Source organism: Shewanella oncorhynchi (genome assembly GCF_030848765.1).
Taxonomy (GTDB): Bacteria; Pseudomonadota; Gammaproteobacteria; order Enterobacterales; family Shewanellaceae; genus Shewanella; species Shewanella oncorhynchi.
Genome location: NZ_CP132914.1, coordinates 1,470,975 through 1,485,694, shown reverse-complemented (window position 1 = coordinate 1,485,694; position 14,720 = coordinate 1,470,975). Strand labels below are relative to the sequence as shown.

Genomic DNA, 14,720 nt, shown 5'->3' with positions numbered 1-14,720 from the left:
TTAAGCCAATTTAAGTCTTAATCAACAGAGTTAATCCAAGACAAGCTGGGGTAAGCCAACTTAACTAAAAATTGCTGAAACTATTTTTGAATAACTAAAGTGACTTTAGCAACTGTGATGCCAAACTTAATAATATCACTCTGATTTATAATGGTATTATCATTCACTAAGAACATCCAATCGTCGAAATGAACTTGATATTCCTCACCATCCACAGGCAATAACATATCGTATTTCCAACGTAGCGCACTGCCACTAGATTGGCCATCGGCAGTCCCGATAATGTCACCTGCAGTTCCTGAGTATCGCCCTTCCCCTAGTGCCTTGATGCGCCACACACGAGTTTGAGTTTCACCATCATCATACACAAACCATTCATTAATGACTCCCTCACTTCCCTGCCAACTGGCTTCCATAATGACATTGAATTTGCGGATTACTTTGCCACTAAAATCTTGTACGACCCCAGAGGCTTTTAATGGCCCATTAAAAAATGACTCCAAAACCAATGTCGGATGAGTATCTTTATAATCAGTCACTTCCACCGATGAACAACTCGACAACAGCCCTATCATTATTAAACCTAAAAATAACTTTCGGCCGACAAGCCGTTTCAACAATCGCATGGTTTTTCTCCGAGTAATTGCGCCCGCAAACTAGGACGACTAGTGGCTTTCGATAACCAAATAGCTAAAAATGCCTCAGTAAAATTAGCATCATTGATAATGTCGAGTGGTTGATGATTAAAGAAAAACTGACTCGTTTGTCCATCTATCACCTTAAAACTTAAATGGTCGCCCTGCTTCACATCGGGCCAAGTCGCATTTAATAAACCCAACCAACGTTGGATATCATTTTCGGCAAACGCTAGATGCTTCCATTGATCTTTTGTCGCTTCGAGTAAATCCTCTGACTCTATATCTCGATAATATTCAATATCTAACAGCAGAGGATATTGCCCCTGTTGATAACTACCATTTACCGTCATCAGTCTCGCCTTATACAAACTAAACCACAGCCAATCCATTTCTCCGCGGCCCACTTCCTGAAAAGTCTGCGTCACATCGGCGGCATCATTCAGTTCGATAGTAATGTTTTCAAAATCAGGCGTTTTCGCCTCTAACGCTTTTAAAGGTGCGGCCAATAAACTAAGGGCCAATAGACTTAAGCAGCTTGAATTCAAAAATGAAAAACCAAGATTTGGGCTACGATTACGAACTGACGACATGGGATCCCCCTTTTACTGCATGATGTCTTACAACAGGTACTTAACTAAAAACGGCATAATGACTTAACCGCGATCAATTCCTACAACTCCATAATTAACGCCCAAACACAGTAAAAGAACGCGCTTTAGTGCTTCGATTAAATCCATAGGGATTAGCAAGTTGGATTAAAAATGGCAGTAAGACTAGCCAAACCAAAAATAACACCACAGCAGAAATAACATTGCCATAGGGCAAACTCACGGCATTAAATTGTGCGCCAGCCAAATAGCTTAACCCACCAAATACGCCCCCGAGTAACGCCTGAAATATCAGCGGTAAAGGTCGCATAAAGGCCAAACTATGATTCAGAGTCAAAGCAAAATGCAGCCACAGGCAACCAAGCCACCAAGGGAAAAGAGCAAACTCAAACACCGCTAAAACAGAGAGTACGGTATCTACGCCTATTCCTAAGGCTGCAACCTTTAGCATCAATAGCAAATCCACTTTGCGATACTCGTGCTTACCTAATGAAGCTAGCAGGATAAAGTGAAATAATAACAAAGGGATAGTTAACAACAGTGAGGTGTTAAGCCAAAGTACGCTAGACCACCACACAGCCTGAAAACTCAAGGCGTTATAGAGAATAAAGCCCTGATGTTTAAAAGGAACCCGAGAGTTAGCTAACATAGACTTCATCTTTGCCTCACTTTTATCTTGCTGCAAACAAAGCGGCTCATTCCAACGAAAATGGTTATTTCCACTAAAGTGACTGCTTAATCAAAACAAATTACGTCGCATTAGGGCTATGGCTTGGGAGATGATGGCTAGCAATGCGATAGTCCGGACGCACAGCCACTAAATGCACTGTGCTTGTGGTACGTTCTAAAAATCCACCTTCACAATAACTTAGGTAAAATTTCCACATCCGAATAAAATCATCGCCATAACCTAAAGCTTGGATTTCGCCTATCGCATGATCAAAATTCTCATGCCAATGTTTTAAGGTTTTAGCGTAATCGAGCCCCATATCATTGAGCGACCAGACCACCATGTCCGTCTGTTTGGCAATGTGACCGACCATTTGGCTCACTGAGGGTAAGCAGCCTCCGGGGAAAATATAACGCTGAATAAAATCCACACTTTTGCGATAGCTGTCATAACGTTGATCGGCAATCGTTATCGCCTGTAGCAGCATGCGCCCATTGGGTTTTAACAATGTTTCCAGCTTTTTAAAGAAGCCTGGCAAATACTCATGCCCTACCGCTTCAATCATCTCGATAGAAACAACCCTGTCGTATTCCCCAGTGAGATTGCGATAGTCCTCTGTCAGCAGCGTCACTTTATCGCTTAGCCCTTCGCGTTCGACACGGGCTTTGGTATAGGCGTATTGCGCATCTGAAATCGTTGTTGTTGTCACGTGCACGCCATAATGCTTAGCAGCATAAATAGCCAGCGCGCCCCAGCCAGTACCAATCTCAAGCAAGGTTTGACCCGGCTGTAAATCGAGCCGCTCGCAAATAGTTATCAGCTTAAACAACTGCGCTTCCTGCAAACTGGCTTCCTCATGGGGATAAAGCGCGCTCGAATACAACATTTCACGGTCGAGGAATTGCTCATACATAGCATTACCCAAATCATAGTGGGCAAGAATATTCCGCTTGGAGCCCTCTTGAGAATTGCGATTCAGCACATGCTTCACACGGTTTATCGTGCCAGTTAACCAAGAGAATTTGGCTTCAATCTTATCGAGTAAGGCTAAATTACGGGCAAACAGTTGTACGACTTTGGTGAGATCAGGGCTCGTCCAATGGCCTTGAATATAACCTTCACCCGCGCCAATGGAGCCTGAAAGCATGATTTGACGATAAAAACTCGGGTGTTTAACCACAAGCGTGGCGTGCAAGTCGGTATGACTCTCACCAAAACGATAACTCTTGTCGCCCTCAACCAAGGTCAAGCAGCCATGTGGGAGACTTTCAAGCGCCTTAAGCAAGACTTTACGCGCAATACTGTCGGGCAGTTTCCCTGTGGTGACTGAGGTTTGCGAAGCCGTATTTTCCATGTTATTTCTCCATCTGAGCTGGATGCGGCACAAAGGGCACACGTTTAAAAAAGAGTTTTAGCGCTTGCCAATAAATCCCGAAGAAGATCTTGAGAGTCATGAAAGGGAAGCGAAACAAAAGTGTCCGTAAATTGGCCGCCGTGATTGGTTGACGTTTCATCACTAAATTGGCATTAAACAGTTTTTTGCCATTCTCTTGCATCGACTTGTTTTCAATACCAATGTTTAAGTCTTCACTCGGCGCAGACACATGCCAGAGATAACGCATATCGAGAGTCATAAAGGGAGACACGTGAAACACTTTGTCAGAAGGTTTGGGCGCGGCTAAATCGACTAAATAGCAATGGCGCTGATCCCAAGGCGTGTTACTCACCTCGGCCAACATGTATAAAGGCGTTTGATCTTGATAACAAAAGTAGAAATTTACTGGGCTAAAATACACGCCAAAATGGCGGATCTGACCCACAAACAAAACTCGATCGCACAGTTTATCTGCGCCTAACGCTGCCACTTGAGTCAATACGCGACTCTTAAGTGCAGCTGCGCTCGGATCGACAACAGCCACTTCACCGCTGTCATTGGATTTAGTCGTAAAAGAAGTTAAATAGTCTTTAGGATTGAATCTCAATAAAGCGCGATGCTGGCTGGCAAAAACTCTCCCCATGGCACTGATCTTATCGACTTCATCTAAATCAATCGCCAACAGCGCCATGGCATAACTAAAGCTATGTTTAATCGGCGTAAAACGGCTGTGGGATACAGTGCCGTAATAAATACCGCTATTGAGCTCTGTCATATTTAGACCTGTCACATTTAAACCTGTCATAGGCTGACACCAAAATGGGCACACACATCAAGTGCACTGCGAACGCCATCTTCATGGAAACCATTGTGCCAATAGGCGCCAGCAAAATGGGTATGATTTTGCCCGGATATTTCCTCACGGCGGCCCTGAGCCTTAAGACTGGCTTCGTTAAACACTGGGTGGGCATAATTGAAGCGGCGTATCACTTTCGACTCATCAATCAACTCTGACTGATTCAAGGTGACACAAAAGGTCGGCGCATTGGCTGGCAACTGTTGCAGTATGTTCATGTTGTAAGTCACTGACGCTGGACGTTTTAGGTTACCATCTAATCGATAGTTCCAACTCGCCCAAGCGGCTTTTCGCTTCGGTAAAATACGCGTATCCATGTGCAGCACCACATCGTTATTCTGGTAGCTGAGGTCGCCTAAAATGGCGCGTTCTGTTGGCGTAGGATCGTTTAACATCCGCAGTGCTTGGTCGCTATGACAGGCTAAAATCACCTCATCGAATTCCAACCATTCACCGTGAACTTGTAACTTCACCCCATTGCCATGGCGTTCAATACCTGTCACAGGTGAGTTAAGGCGGATATTGTCTTTAAAGGGCGCAATAAGATCAGGAATATAACTACGCGAGCCACCCTTTAGCACATACCACTGGGGTCTATCACTGACATTTAATAAACCATGGTGCTGGAAGAAACGAATAAAAAACTTCAACGAAAACGCGCGCATATCTTCTATGCTCGAAGACCAAATCGCCGCACCCATGGGCAAAATGTAATGTTCAGCGAAAAATGGTGAGAAGTGTTCATTGTCTAAATAATCACCTAAGTTACCTTCGGGATAAATATCCTGTTGATAGAGTGCCTTACAGCCTTTATTGAAGCGCAATATTTCTTTTAAAAAGGCCCAAAAGCGTGGATTCAGGAGGTTACGCTTTTGGGCAAACAAACTGCCTAAATTGTGGCCGTTGTATTCAAGCCCAGTCAGAGCATTGTGCACGCTAAAACTCATCTCAGTCGGTAATATGGTGACATTAAGGCGAGCCAATAAACGTTCAAATCGTGGATACGTTCTGTCATTAAACACGATGAAACCTGTGTCTATAGCGTAGGTTTGCCCTTGATGCTCCACATCGACTGTCGCCGTGTGGCCGCCGATATAGTCATTGGCCTCAAACACTGTGACCCTGTGCGACTCACTTAATAGATGGCCACAGGTTAATCCAGAAATGCCGGTGCCGACGATGGCGATATTTTTCATAAACTCTTGTCCTTTAGCGGCTTGGCTTGAGTATCGTTTGCAATCATTTTTTGCCACACAAAGGCAGGTAAAAACGACATCAACTTCAATAGATAAGTAAAGCGTCGCGGAAAATGGATCTCGCGCTTGCCACCTTTCAGCCCATTACGTATCGCCTTAGAAGCGGTTTGTACACTCACTTGCATTGGCATAGAAAAATCATTTTTTGCGGTCAGTGGTGTCGCCACAAAACCCGGGCAAATCAAGCTCACGCCTATGTCGTTCTTGGCAAGATCGAGCGCGAGACTCGAGGCTAAATACTGCACGCCGGCTTTAGAGGCGCCGTAAGCTTCAGCGCGAGGGAAAGGTAAATAAATAGCGCTGGAGCTCATTAAGCCAATACGTGAACCCCTTGGCATTAAAGGTAAAAATGCCCCGAGGCAATATCCCATTGCAATTAGATTGGTATGGATAACGCGCTCGAACAACACATCATCGAAAGCCTTAGCATCATCAATATATTCACAACTGCCCGCATTCAAAATGACCAAATCGAGCTGAGAATCGGTTTTCACCAATAGCTCAGCTACATTTTGGCCAGCTTGTTGAACTTGGTCGCGCTGGGATATATCAAAAATTAACAGCGTGACACCTACTAGTTCATTCAAGGCTAACGTATCTAACCTTTCTTGGGAGCGGCCACAGGCAATGACATGCCAACCTAAAGCTAAATAGTCTTGCGCCAGTTGCAATCCAATGCCTGAGCTTGCACCTGTAATCAGCACTGTATTTATTTTCATCGGCTTAACAACGTCCATTACTTTGCCGCCCTGTCTTTGAGTAAGCGGATAAGGCCGCCCATGCAAGGTAAATGCTCATACAACATTTGCCCTAAGTCGAAGTAATCCCTGTGAAAATAAATCTTGTCGTTAAATTTAAGTTGGCTCATGCCATCAACACGGATAAGTCCGCCTTTATTCAACTTAGGGTGGCTATATTCCATCTGCCAAAACAGCGCGGCTTGATTCGCATCCTGCTGCACTTCTTTGATCTCAAACTGAATATGCTTAACATTCTTATATAACTTCGCGAAGTACTGAGTTAACGCCTCTAGCCCTGTGATTTGATGCATAGGATCGGTAAAACTAATATTGTCGTCGTAAACCTGAGCTAACAGGTGCAAATTATCTTTATTCAAAGCTTGATAAAGCTGAATAAAATCATCAACAAGCGTATTAGTCTCAGCCGTCGCTTGGTTTGTCATCTGGTTATTGCTCCTGATCCTATTTATTGGGCCGCGGCCTTTTTCAATACGCCTAATACGGTTAATGCCCTTGCTCTTGCTGCACTGTGCTCGACAATCGCACTTGGATAAGCCATTTTAGTGTTGAATAACGGCTGTTCAAACAAGGACGGTGTCTGCGCTGTACTGGGTTGATGTAATTGCTTAATTCCCCAAGATGCGAGCTCTGGTAAATACTTACGGATAAAGCTGCCATCTGGATCAAACTTTTCACTCTGGCTTATAGGATTAAAAATACGGAAATAAGGTTGAGCATCGCAGCCACAACCCGCAGACCACTGCCAGCCGCCATTATTCGCGGCTAAGTCACCATCAATCAGTTTTTGGCGGAAATAGCGCTCGCCCCAGCGCCAGTCAATCAGCAGATGTTTAGTCAGGAAACTCGCCACCACCATACGCAGCCGATTGTGCATCCAACCCGTTTGATTGAGTTGGCGCATAGCCGCATCCACAATCGGATAGCCAGTACGACCTTCACACCAAGCAGCAAACTCCTGCGGGTTATTGCGCCACTGCACATGGTCGGCTTGACGATTGAAATTGTGATTCTTAGATAAATCGGGAAATGCCACCAGCAAATGACGGTAAAACTCACGCCAAGTAAGCTCATTTAACCAAGTACGAGCAGGGCTAGTGTCGTCGACAATCACCTCAGGGAAGTGATGCAACAGCGCGGCAACGCATTGTCTTGGGCTAACCACACCAATGGCCAGATAGGGTGAAATTGAGCTAGTACCATCAATGGCGGGGAAATCCCTATCTTGCTTATAATCCTGCACTTTCTGCTGAATAAATGCCGAGAGCAAACGCTTCGCCTGCCCTTCTCCCGCAGCCCAAAGTTCACTCGACACTTTAGTGACATTGTTAAACAAAAGCGGCTTTGGCTCGGCCAACACAGGCCCAAGTGGCGCCGGAACAGGAAGCGGCAAAATGGCATGGCGGGCGGCAATTTCTCGCCACTTACGGCTAAAAGGAGTGAAAACCTTGTACATGTCGCCGGATAAATTCAGCACAGTGCCCGGCTTAAGCAAACAGTGTTCTTCGGTTAACACTAGAGGAATACCCGCCTGAATACAGGCTTGGTCTCGCAGTTGCTCGTTAATCTCAGGCTCGCGACCAGCAAACACTCGACCAATCCCCTGTTGCTGGCAATAGTGACCGATAAACTCAGGTACATCAGCAAAGGTATCTAACTGAATTAACTCGAATCCAATACCAAGACTCGCCAGCCCTTGGGCAAGTAGATTGATATGACGTTCGATAAAATCCAACTGAATTGATGCAACGTCATGGCGCTGCCACTGGGTTGGCGTAGCAATGTAAATGGCCTTAAGTGCCACGCCATTCTCCCGCGCCCAATCGCAAGCGGCGGTTAATGCCTGATTATCGGCAAGGCGTAAATCTTGGCGAAACCACATCAGTGCATTATTGCCCTGCACTTTTATTGGAATTGAATCTATTTGCATTGAATCGTTAGCTAATGTCATTGTTTTTCTCGCTATTTATCTGCTCGCTTTGATTCACGGTATTCATCTTTCCACTGTGCTTACGACTTCTATTCACCTTCCCCGCTAAACGAGATGGTATTTTCCCAATCAAGTCCGTCGTCGAAGACGCCAAAAAAGCAGATAAAAAGCTTAACGTTGGCGCAAAAGGCCCCATAAACCAGCATGGGAAAGTCATTTGTTCCAATACAGTCAGCATTTCAGTCTGTTCAGAACCCGAATGATTTGAGTCGGGAATAAGCAAAAGTGCATCGACGTTAAGCCTGCCTCGCAGCAAAGGTAAACTGCCCATGGCTTGCTCGCCAAGATCAATAACCGATACCCGCAGCGACGCTAACTCGAGCGATAGAAGTAGAGAAAACAAAATGTTAGTGCGGGTGGAATTAAGCGAGGTATGCGCCCCACGGGATAGACTCACCACAGCGATTCTCGCCGTCACGGCCTGCCCATTAAAGGCATGACGTCCACCCACTCGGTTAAGTAACTCGCTCTTTAACCAAGCAATAATTAACTCGGCATCAAGCCGCTCATTCACTAAGTCCTCGAGTTGATTAAGCCAAGGTTGTAGCAACTTTTCTTTCACCAATTGGAAAGGATATAAGCCAAATGCATCATCTAATATCTGCTGTAATTTGTGCTGATTGAAATCGAATAATGCCGTATTGAGCGCAGTGACTTGCTCGCACCATAAATCAATGGCTTGAGTTTGAACTATTTCTGTAAATGAAGATTTAGCAGCACTCATCAGCAAAGGTTTAACCTTACTGATCGCAACACCTTTAGCTAGCCATGCATTAATCTCATGGATTTCTTGGATATTTTCGCTCGTATATAATCTGTGTCCCTTGGGTGTACGTGCAGGGATCACTAAACCAAAACGGCGCTGCCATGCCCTTAAGGTCACGGCATTCACGCCCGTTAAGGCCGACACTTCACCGATGGGGAGTAATATCTCACCATTGGGTTCTGTGTGGGCCGTGTTCTCTATAGTTTGTTTCATATTTCAGTAATAACTCACTAAATCAAAAGCTAAAATCAACTGAATGCGATTAGGTAAAGATTAATAGGCATAGCGCAGCTTTAACGCCTCAGGATGAGGATTTAAGTACACTTGCTCTTCAATATAAAGTGTTGGAAATTCGCGTAAATAATGGTTAATGAGCGTGATAGGTACTAATAACGGCAATAGACCTTGGCGATATTTCATAATCGTTTCAGACAGTTCTATCTTTTGCTCTTTGCTCAAATGCTTTTTAAAGTAACCCTGAATATGCTGCAGCGTACTAGTATGATTTTTACGGGTCGCATTAATTTTCAGCGCCGTCATAAAGCCTTCAAAGTAGCGGGTCGCGCTTTGCTCAAGATCCTCAATATTGGCCACTATCGGACCAAGCTCGCGATACCATGTCGGGCTGTGTGCCATTAATAGGTATTTATAGCGGGAATGAAACTTCACTAACTTATGCTTAGTCAGCCCTTCATGTTTCATCAGGTGCCAATCGTGATAGGCATAAACGCGGGTGAAAAAGTTCTCCCGCAGCACCATGTCATGCAAGCGGCCTTCTTCCTCCACGGGCAATAGTGGATATCGTTCCATCAACTTGCGAGCAAATACACCAATGCCAGACTTAGAACCATTGTTAGTGCCAATTTTATACTCTGTTACCCGCTCCATGCCGCAGGTTGGCGACTTAGCGCAAAGTAAGTATCCTCCGAGGAAATCGAGCTCTTCAACCTTGTTTTCGCTGTATTCATTGAGCTTATCGGTCACATCTAAGCTACCGTCACCACTCTGAACTAAGATGGTTTCCCCATCACGGACTAGTCGGATACTTTTCCGGGGGGCACCTAAGCCAATCGCCATTTCAGGACAGATGGGCACATAATCGAAAAATTGCTTAATTTCTTGATTACAATAGGTCGAATTTTTATGTCCGCCATCAAAACGAACCTTCTCCCCTAATAAGCAAGCGCTGATCCCAATCTGAATTCGCTGCGGGTTAAACTTGTACATAAGTCGACTCCTTGTATCACTATGTCTTTAATTACGGACCATAGTTGTACAAGGATCAAGTTTTTGTATAAATATTTTTTAAAAGTATCGTTTAACAGCGACTCCTGATAAATCAACCACAAATAAACCTAACTTGGCCTATAACTTGCTAATTCAAATTGCAAAGTTGTCATCAGATAATATTGAAACGTCCAGCAACACCCATTAGTTAACCGCTCAACATTTTAAACCGCAGGTGGCCAAGGGACAGATTCATACATAAAGGAGTCGAATATGAGCACAATTAACCCCAATAGTTATACCAATACCTTTGCGAAAAGTTATGCCAATGTGCCACTCAAGCAAGTCGAGCCGAGCACAAATGGCCTAGGAACTCTTGCAAATTCAATGACGGCGGCGAATCTAACGTCATCAATAAGCCAAGATACTGTAATGCTCTCCTCTGCAGCATCGGTAACGACTGCCGATACCTATAGCCATCTGGCCCCTAACGCCAAACAAGGCTACACGGGTAATGTGCAAGCCATTGCAGGCACACCTGAACCAGACAAAAACATCAACAGGTTGGACAAAGCCATGCAGGCTATTTTAGATAACCGTACAGGAGTCGATAGGGATAAAATTAATAAGATAGATGAAGAAATGGCGAAGGTTGCCGCCGATGAAAATCTATCTGAAGAACAAAAAGCCAAGCAACTAGAATTACTGCAAGCGCAAAAATTGGATCTGATTAAGGAATCATCGGAGAAAAATGAAGAGCGGCAACGTCGTATCGAGCCCGAGGTGTATTACAGCTAACGAAGAAATGACCCGCAAAGGAAAAAATAGGCAATGAAGGAAGTAACAGGTGGGATACAGAGTGTATTTTCTCGGTGAAATATCAGTCTAATCATTTGAAGCTAGACTGATATTTTATAATGTCGCTCAATCCGTTACTAAAGACACCAACGCTTAGGATTGTTTTTCTACCTTATTAATACTGCCCTTATACCCAGTTTCGTCGACGGCCTTAAGCAAACTATCTAGATTAAAATCCTCTGGCACTGTCACTAAGGCTTGCTCTGTTTTTAACGAAGCCTTGGCCTTAATCACCCCATCGGTTTTACGCAGCGCTTTATTCACGACAGTGACACACAGCGGACAAGTCATGCCCTTAACATCTAAGGTGACCAACACGTTTGCCGCCCAGCTCGACGCTGAACACAGACTTAAGGCGAGAAATAACACTAACTTCATTCAAGCACCTCTAATAACCAAGGTAATACAAAAGGATATGACTGAAATGCCAGCACAACAGGTACAGTTAACCAGTACAGCCACAGCATCTGAGTACGACTCAACGTCGCTGTACACAGTGGCTTTTTAGCAAAATAGAGCCGCCAAAATCCCATCAGAATCAGCCCAGTCGACAGTATCAACATGGGCACTTGCAGCCAGCTCAGTTGCTCAATCCCCGACAGACTTGCGGCCGACACCCCGAACACCAGATAAATAAGCGGTGCAATACAGCATAGGCTTGAAGCAACCGCAGCAACCACTGCGGCGGCCATAGTCGCAAAGAGGCCCTTAGCGTTGTTCGGTTGACTGGTAGTCATAGGCAAACACTTTAGGCTCATAATAGTTCACGGGATCGCCATCAACTTCCGCATACGGGTAGCCAAAATTATTCAGTGGTGTCTGTTCGGCTGTAGGGAATAAATCAAAGTCACGGCCATAGTTAAAGCCAACCCAGTTCATTTCCCAATTGCCAAAGAGGTAATCATTCACGGCCTGAACTGCGGGATCGCTGTGTTCCTTTTTCTCCGTCAAACGCATTTTTGTCACATCAGCAGGATCGGCTGGCAACCAACCATAACCCGCTAAATAGAACATAGCGCGACAATGTTGACCACCACTGACATCGGCAACCCCTTTGTCATCAGCACTACCAAAGGCCTTTTTAGAGTATTCGCCCATCTTGATCGCCTGACCTAAGCGAATCCCAAACATCTCACGGGCAGGGATCCCCACTGCGCGCATTAGCGCCACAAATACTGAGTTAATATCGGTACACTTACCGCCTAACTTGCCACTTTCGAGGATACTTGCTACATCACCCGTACCACAGCCAATCACGCTATTATCACGAAACATATTAGCGCTAACCCAAAGATAAATCAGTCGTGCTTGCTTCAGTGGTTCAGTCTCGCTGCCAACGATCTTATCTGCTGTTTGCTTCACAATACCATTAATAGGCATGTGTTTAGTCGGCAGCAAATAACGTTCAACATCTGCAGGATAACGTATCTGCTCTGGGGTGCGGTAATGGGTTAAGGCGCCGCTTTTAACGGGTTCCCAATCTATCGTTTCAATATCAAGCTCAACCGTTATTGTCATGTTCGCTTTGGCATCGGGCCAAGTCGCAAACAGGGTTTTGGCGCCATAACTGTTGTTTGAGCTGATATAGGCGTCTTTAAAACTACCCGTAAAATTCAGCTGACTCACCAATTGGAATTGCGTGTCTTCGGGCAAAGGGATCCACAACTTAACCACACCCTCAGACCCTTCTGGGGCAACAAGATGGTAAGTGTTGGTTAAGATAAAACGGCGGCGTCCATCGCTTGAGCTATGTTCAACGACACTCGATTTAGAGGAAGATGCCAGTACTGGCGTGATAAAACCCGCAGTCGACAAAATAGCCGCACTTTTTAAAAAATTGCGTCTTTGCATTATGACATTCCTTTTATTGGATCATGTTTAGGAAGAAGAGAAACTCAACATAAGAGAGCAAGATTATAGGTGCTATAGCACTGTGCAGCAATCAAGCCGCTAACCATACAGTATAAAACCACTACATCGGAGAAAAAGACTCAGTAAAATATGCTACAGCGCTGGCATACTTATGAAAATGGAATAAATATCGACGTTGACTTAACAAGAGACTATGGCGTCAATAACTAATTTATCGCTTTTGGCGCTTCCCATAGGGCACCGTCTCTCAACATCGAATTTAACGTCACCACCATCTTCCTAATACAGGCAATGATAGCCACTTTTTTAGGTTTCCCTGTGGCAACTAATCGCTGATAGGTGCTCTTAAAAACCGGGTTAGATTGTATGGCTGACATCATTGCCATATGTAAAGAATCCGCCTTCTTAGAAGGCGGCTTTGACTTGCCCCTGGAAGGGGCTATTCCAAGAACCTACATCATCTGCAACGACAATTGAGCCTCATCTTCCTGATCTTGTTTATCTTGATGGCGCACATATCGTCTAATGATTTCTTCATTAACACCTACTGTATCTACAAAATAACCTCTGGCCCAAAAGCTATTGCCCCATAGCTTTTTACGTACATGAGGGAATTTATTGAATAGCCTTATCGCACTTCTTCCTTTCAATACTCCCATCAGCGTTGATACTGACAGCTTCGGCGGGATTATGACTACCAAGTGAACGTGATCTATCTGAACGTTTAATTCTAAAACCTCACAACCCTTCATATTGCAAAGGATATAAATTGACCTGTATAACTCCTTACCAAGGTTTCCTTTTAATATTTTAAAACGGTACTTCGGAGTCCAAACAATATGATATTTGCAACGCCAATAAACATGTGATGAACTTCTATAATCGCCCATGCTTTTCGTTTCCTCTTACTTGTGGTGAATAAGAAGTCTCTTTTAGCATGGGCGTAATTCAGGCTATAGCCTCAAGGAACAATCACCACCGCCAGAGGCGGTGGTTTTGGGATGACAATAAAACCGTTCTCACTTGATGCCTTCCTCCTTGTATTTTTCGCATGCCTTTAAAGCGCCCGCTTTCTTTATTCATCGGTGCCACACCGACCAATGCGCTTGCTTCCTTGTTACTGATATAACCCAATTCTGGTAAGTTACTGATGATGGAAGCTGCGGCGATTTTACCGATACCTTTCATACTCTGAAGCAGTATATTTTTCGCTTGATAATCAGGGTTTGACTCAATGAGTTTAACGATTTTTATTTCAATCTTTTCAATCTGATTTTTGAACGCCGTTAAAATAGGTTTAATGGTCATTTCAAGTTCTTTTGGCAATATTTGAAGGCGGTTTTTTTCCATCGTCTGCATCACCAATAGTTGATTTCGTCTTGCGACTAAATCACTCATAGCACGCATTACATCAGGTTTTAAAGTTGATAAGATCGGCTTAATCGCTTCGCTGTAATGCGCTATAAGTTGCGCATCAAGCTTGTCAGTTTTTGCCCGTTGACCAATGGCACCAGCAAAGCGTTTTATGTGAACAGGGTTTGCGATGACAAAAGGTAAGTTTGCCTCAGCGCAGGCCATAATGAAGGGCATTTCAAGACGACCTGTCGCTTCGATAACGATGCGCTCAGGAGTGTATTTTTTAATAGTTTTGACGGCCTCTTTAATCCCTTTTTCATCGTTCGATACAGTGAAATAGATATTGAGAGGGCGGATATAAATGTCGAGTTGAAACTTGCCAGTATCAACACCTACATTAATGTTTTGATTAGAAGTTGTTTTCATAATAAGCTAACTCTTGCTTGCAAATGCGGGTTCGAGACCCTGTAGACTATTCGAGTATTTTGCT

General features: G+C 44.4%; 16 protein-coding genes and 2 pseudogenes. 1 reads left to right on the top strand and 17 read right to left on the bottom strand.

All coding sequences use genetic code 11. The features are described 5' to 3' along the window. Positions 1-80: 80 nt before the first annotated feature. The 11 genes from RA178_RS06705 to RA178_RS06655 all read right to left on the bottom strand — a co-directional run bounded on the left by RA178_RS06705 (position 81) and on the right by RA178_RS06655 (position 10,144). On the bottom strand, positions 81-626 hold the full coding sequence (locus tag RA178_RS06705; RefSeq protein ID WP_105251860.1) for a DUF3833 domain-containing protein: 546 nt from the start codon (positions 624-626) through the stop codon (positions 81-83). After that, a complete protein-coding gene (locus tag RA178_RS06700; protein WP_306685002.1) occupies positions 614-1,228 on the bottom strand; it encodes a chalcone isomerase family protein in 615 nt (204 codons plus the stop codon). Before RA178_RS06700 ends, RA178_RS06705 begins: the two co-directional genes overlap by 13 nt. A 94-nt stretch (positions 1,229-1,322) precedes the next feature. After that, positions 1,323-1,904 carry a DUF2878 domain-containing protein gene (locus RA178_RS06695; RefSeq protein WP_259540889.1) on the bottom strand — a complete coding sequence of 194 codons (582 nt, stop codon included), beginning with the start codon at positions 1,902-1,904 and terminating at the stop codon, positions 1,323-1,325. A 91-nt stretch (positions 1,905-1,995) separates the two neighbouring features. Further along, on the bottom strand, positions 1,996-3,270 hold the full coding sequence (locus tag RA178_RS06690; protein ID WP_306685001.1) for an SAM-dependent methyltransferase: 1,275 nt from the start codon (positions 3,268-3,270) through the stop codon (positions 1,996-1,998). 1 nt (position 3,271) lies between these two features. Next, on the bottom strand, positions 3,272-4,096 hold the full coding sequence (locus RA178_RS06685; RefSeq protein ID WP_263255239.1) for a DUF1365 domain-containing protein: 825 nt from the start codon (positions 4,094-4,096) through the stop codon (positions 3,272-3,274). Continuing rightward, complete coding sequence (locus RA178_RS06680; RefSeq protein ID WP_306685000.1) at positions 4,093-5,343, bottom strand: NAD(P)/FAD-dependent oxidoreductase; 1,251 nt, start codon at positions 5,341-5,343, stop codon at positions 4,093-4,095. Before RA178_RS06680 ends, RA178_RS06685 begins: the two co-directional genes overlap by 4 nt. Next, the gene (locus tag RA178_RS06675; RefSeq protein ID WP_306684999.1) at positions 5,340-6,140 is read right to left on the bottom strand and encodes an SDR family NAD(P)-dependent oxidoreductase; all 801 of its coding nucleotides are present in this window, start codon (positions 6,138-6,140) and stop codon (positions 5,340-5,342) included. The genes RA178_RS06680 and RA178_RS06675 overlap by 4 nt, the downstream gene beginning before the upstream one ends. Beyond that, a complete protein-coding gene (locus RA178_RS06670; RefSeq protein ID WP_306684998.1) occupies positions 6,140-6,586 on the bottom strand; it encodes a nuclear transport factor 2 family protein in 447 nt (148 codons plus the stop codon). Before RA178_RS06670 ends, RA178_RS06675 begins: the two co-directional genes overlap by 1 nt. A 23-nt stretch (positions 6,587-6,609) precedes the next feature. Further along, positions 6,610-8,112, bottom strand: coding sequence for a deoxyribodipyrimidine photo-lyase (phrB, locus tag RA178_RS06665; RefSeq protein WP_306684997.1), 1,503 nt, complete (start codon positions 8,110-8,112; stop codon positions 6,610-6,612). Next, entirely contained in the window at positions 8,099-9,130 is a 1,032-nt protein-coding gene (locus RA178_RS06660; protein WP_306684996.1) for a MerR family transcriptional regulator, read from the bottom strand. Before RA178_RS06660 ends, phrB begins: the two co-directional genes overlap by 14 nt. A 60-nt stretch (positions 9,131-9,190) precedes the next feature. Beyond that, positions 9,191-10,144, bottom strand: coding sequence for a YbgA family protein (locus RA178_RS06655; protein ID WP_306684995.1), 954 nt, complete (start codon positions 10,142-10,144; stop codon positions 9,191-9,193). A gap of 273 nt (positions 10,145-10,417) precedes the next feature. On the opposite strand from RA178_RS06655, the gene RA178_RS06650 reads away from it, so the two are divergent. Then, complete coding sequence (locus RA178_RS06650; protein WP_306684994.1) at positions 10,418-10,942, top strand: hypothetical protein; 525 nt, start codon at positions 10,418-10,420, stop codon at positions 10,940-10,942. Between the two features lie 153 nt (positions 10,943-11,095). Here RA178_RS06650 and RA178_RS06645 read toward each other — a convergent pair whose 3' ends face one another. The 6 genes and pseudogenes from RA178_RS06645 to RA178_RS06620 form a co-directional block, all read right to left on the bottom strand. Further along, positions 11,096-11,380, bottom strand: coding sequence for a heavy-metal-associated domain-containing protein (locus RA178_RS06645; protein ID WP_028761311.1), 285 nt, complete (start codon positions 11,378-11,380; stop codon positions 11,096-11,098). Then, the gene (locus RA178_RS06640) at positions 11,377-11,694 is read right to left on the bottom strand and encodes a hypothetical protein (RefSeq protein ID WP_049821785.1); all 318 of its coding nucleotides are present in this window, start codon (positions 11,692-11,694) and stop codon (positions 11,377-11,379) included. The genes RA178_RS06645 and RA178_RS06640 overlap by 4 nt, the downstream gene beginning before the upstream one ends. Before the next feature lie 16 nt (positions 11,695-11,710). Next, entirely contained in the window at positions 11,711-12,853 is a 1,143-nt protein-coding gene (locus RA178_RS06635; RefSeq protein ID WP_306684993.1) for a transglutaminase-like domain-containing protein, read from the bottom strand. A 227-nt stretch (positions 12,854-13,080) separates the two neighbouring features. Beyond that, positions 13,081-13,266, bottom strand: a pseudogene (locus RA178_RS06630) (IS110 family transposase); the annotation flags it as partial. A 60-nt stretch (positions 13,267-13,326) separates the two neighbouring features. Beyond that, positions 13,327-13,764, bottom strand: a complete 438-nt coding sequence (gene tnpA, locus RA178_RS06625; protein ID WP_306682077.1) for an IS200/IS605 family transposase — start codon at positions 13,762-13,764, stop codon at positions 13,327-13,329. Positions 13,765-13,882: 118 nt separating this feature from the next. Then, a pseudogene (locus tag RA178_RS06620) lies at positions 13,883-14,656 on the bottom strand (IS110 family RNA-guided transposase); the annotation flags it as partial. Positions 14,657-14,720: the final 64 nt, after the last annotated feature.

Coding starts and splice junctions, on each gene's coding strand:
- RA178_RS06705 (WP_105251860.1), bottom strand. CDS start 626: ATGCGATTGTTGAAACGGCTTGTCGGCCGAAAGTTATTTTTAGGTTTA.
- RA178_RS06700 (WP_306685002.1), bottom strand. CDS start 1,228: ATGTCGTCAGTTCGTAATCGTAGCCCAAATCTTGGTTTTTCATTTTTG.
- RA178_RS06695 (WP_259540889.1), bottom strand. CDS start 1,904: ATGAAGTCTATGTTAGCTAACTCTCGGGTTCCTTTTAAACATCAGGGC.
- RA178_RS06690 (WP_306685001.1), bottom strand. CDS start 3,270: ATGGAAAATACGGCTTCGCAAACCTCAGTCACCACAGGGAAACTGCCC.
- RA178_RS06685 (WP_263255239.1), bottom strand. CDS start 4,096: ATGACAGGTTTAAATGTGACAGGTCTAAATATGACAGAGCTCAATAGC.
- RA178_RS06680 (WP_306685000.1), bottom strand. CDS start 5,343: ATGAAAAATATCGCCATCGTCGGCACCGGCATTTCTGGATTAACCTGT.
- RA178_RS06675 (WP_306684999.1), bottom strand. CDS start 6,140: ATGGACGTTGTTAAGCCGATGAAAATAAATACAGTGCTGATTACAGGT.
- RA178_RS06670 (WP_306684998.1), bottom strand. CDS start 6,586: ATGACAAACCAAGCGACGGCTGAGACTAATACGCTTGTTGATGATTTT.
- phrB (WP_306684997.1), bottom strand. CDS start 8,112: ATGACATTAGCTAACGATTCAATGCAAATAGATTCAATTCCAATAAAA.
- RA178_RS06660 (WP_306684996.1), bottom strand. CDS start 9,130: ATGAAACAAACTATAGAGAACACGGCCCACACAGAACCCAATGGTGAG.
- RA178_RS06655 (WP_306684995.1), bottom strand. CDS start 10,144: ATGTACAAGTTTAACCCGCAGCGAATTCAGATTGGGATCAGCGCTTGC.
- RA178_RS06650 (WP_306684994.1), top strand. CDS start 10,418: ATGAGCACAATTAACCCCAATAGTTATACCAATACCTTTGCGAAAAGT.
- RA178_RS06645 (WP_028761311.1), bottom strand. CDS start 11,380: ATGAAGTTAGTGTTATTTCTCGCCTTAAGTCTGTGTTCAGCGTCGAGC.
- RA178_RS06640 (WP_049821785.1), bottom strand. CDS start 11,694: ATGGCCGCCGCAGTGGTTGCTGCGGTTGCTTCAAGCCTATGCTGTATT.
- RA178_RS06635 (WP_306684993.1), bottom strand. CDS start 12,853: ATGCAAAGACGCAATTTTTTAAAAAGTGCGGCTATTTTGTCGACTGCG.
- tnpA (WP_306682077.1), bottom strand. CDS start 13,764: ATGGGCGATTATAGAAGTTCATCACATGTTTATTGGCGTTGCAAATAT.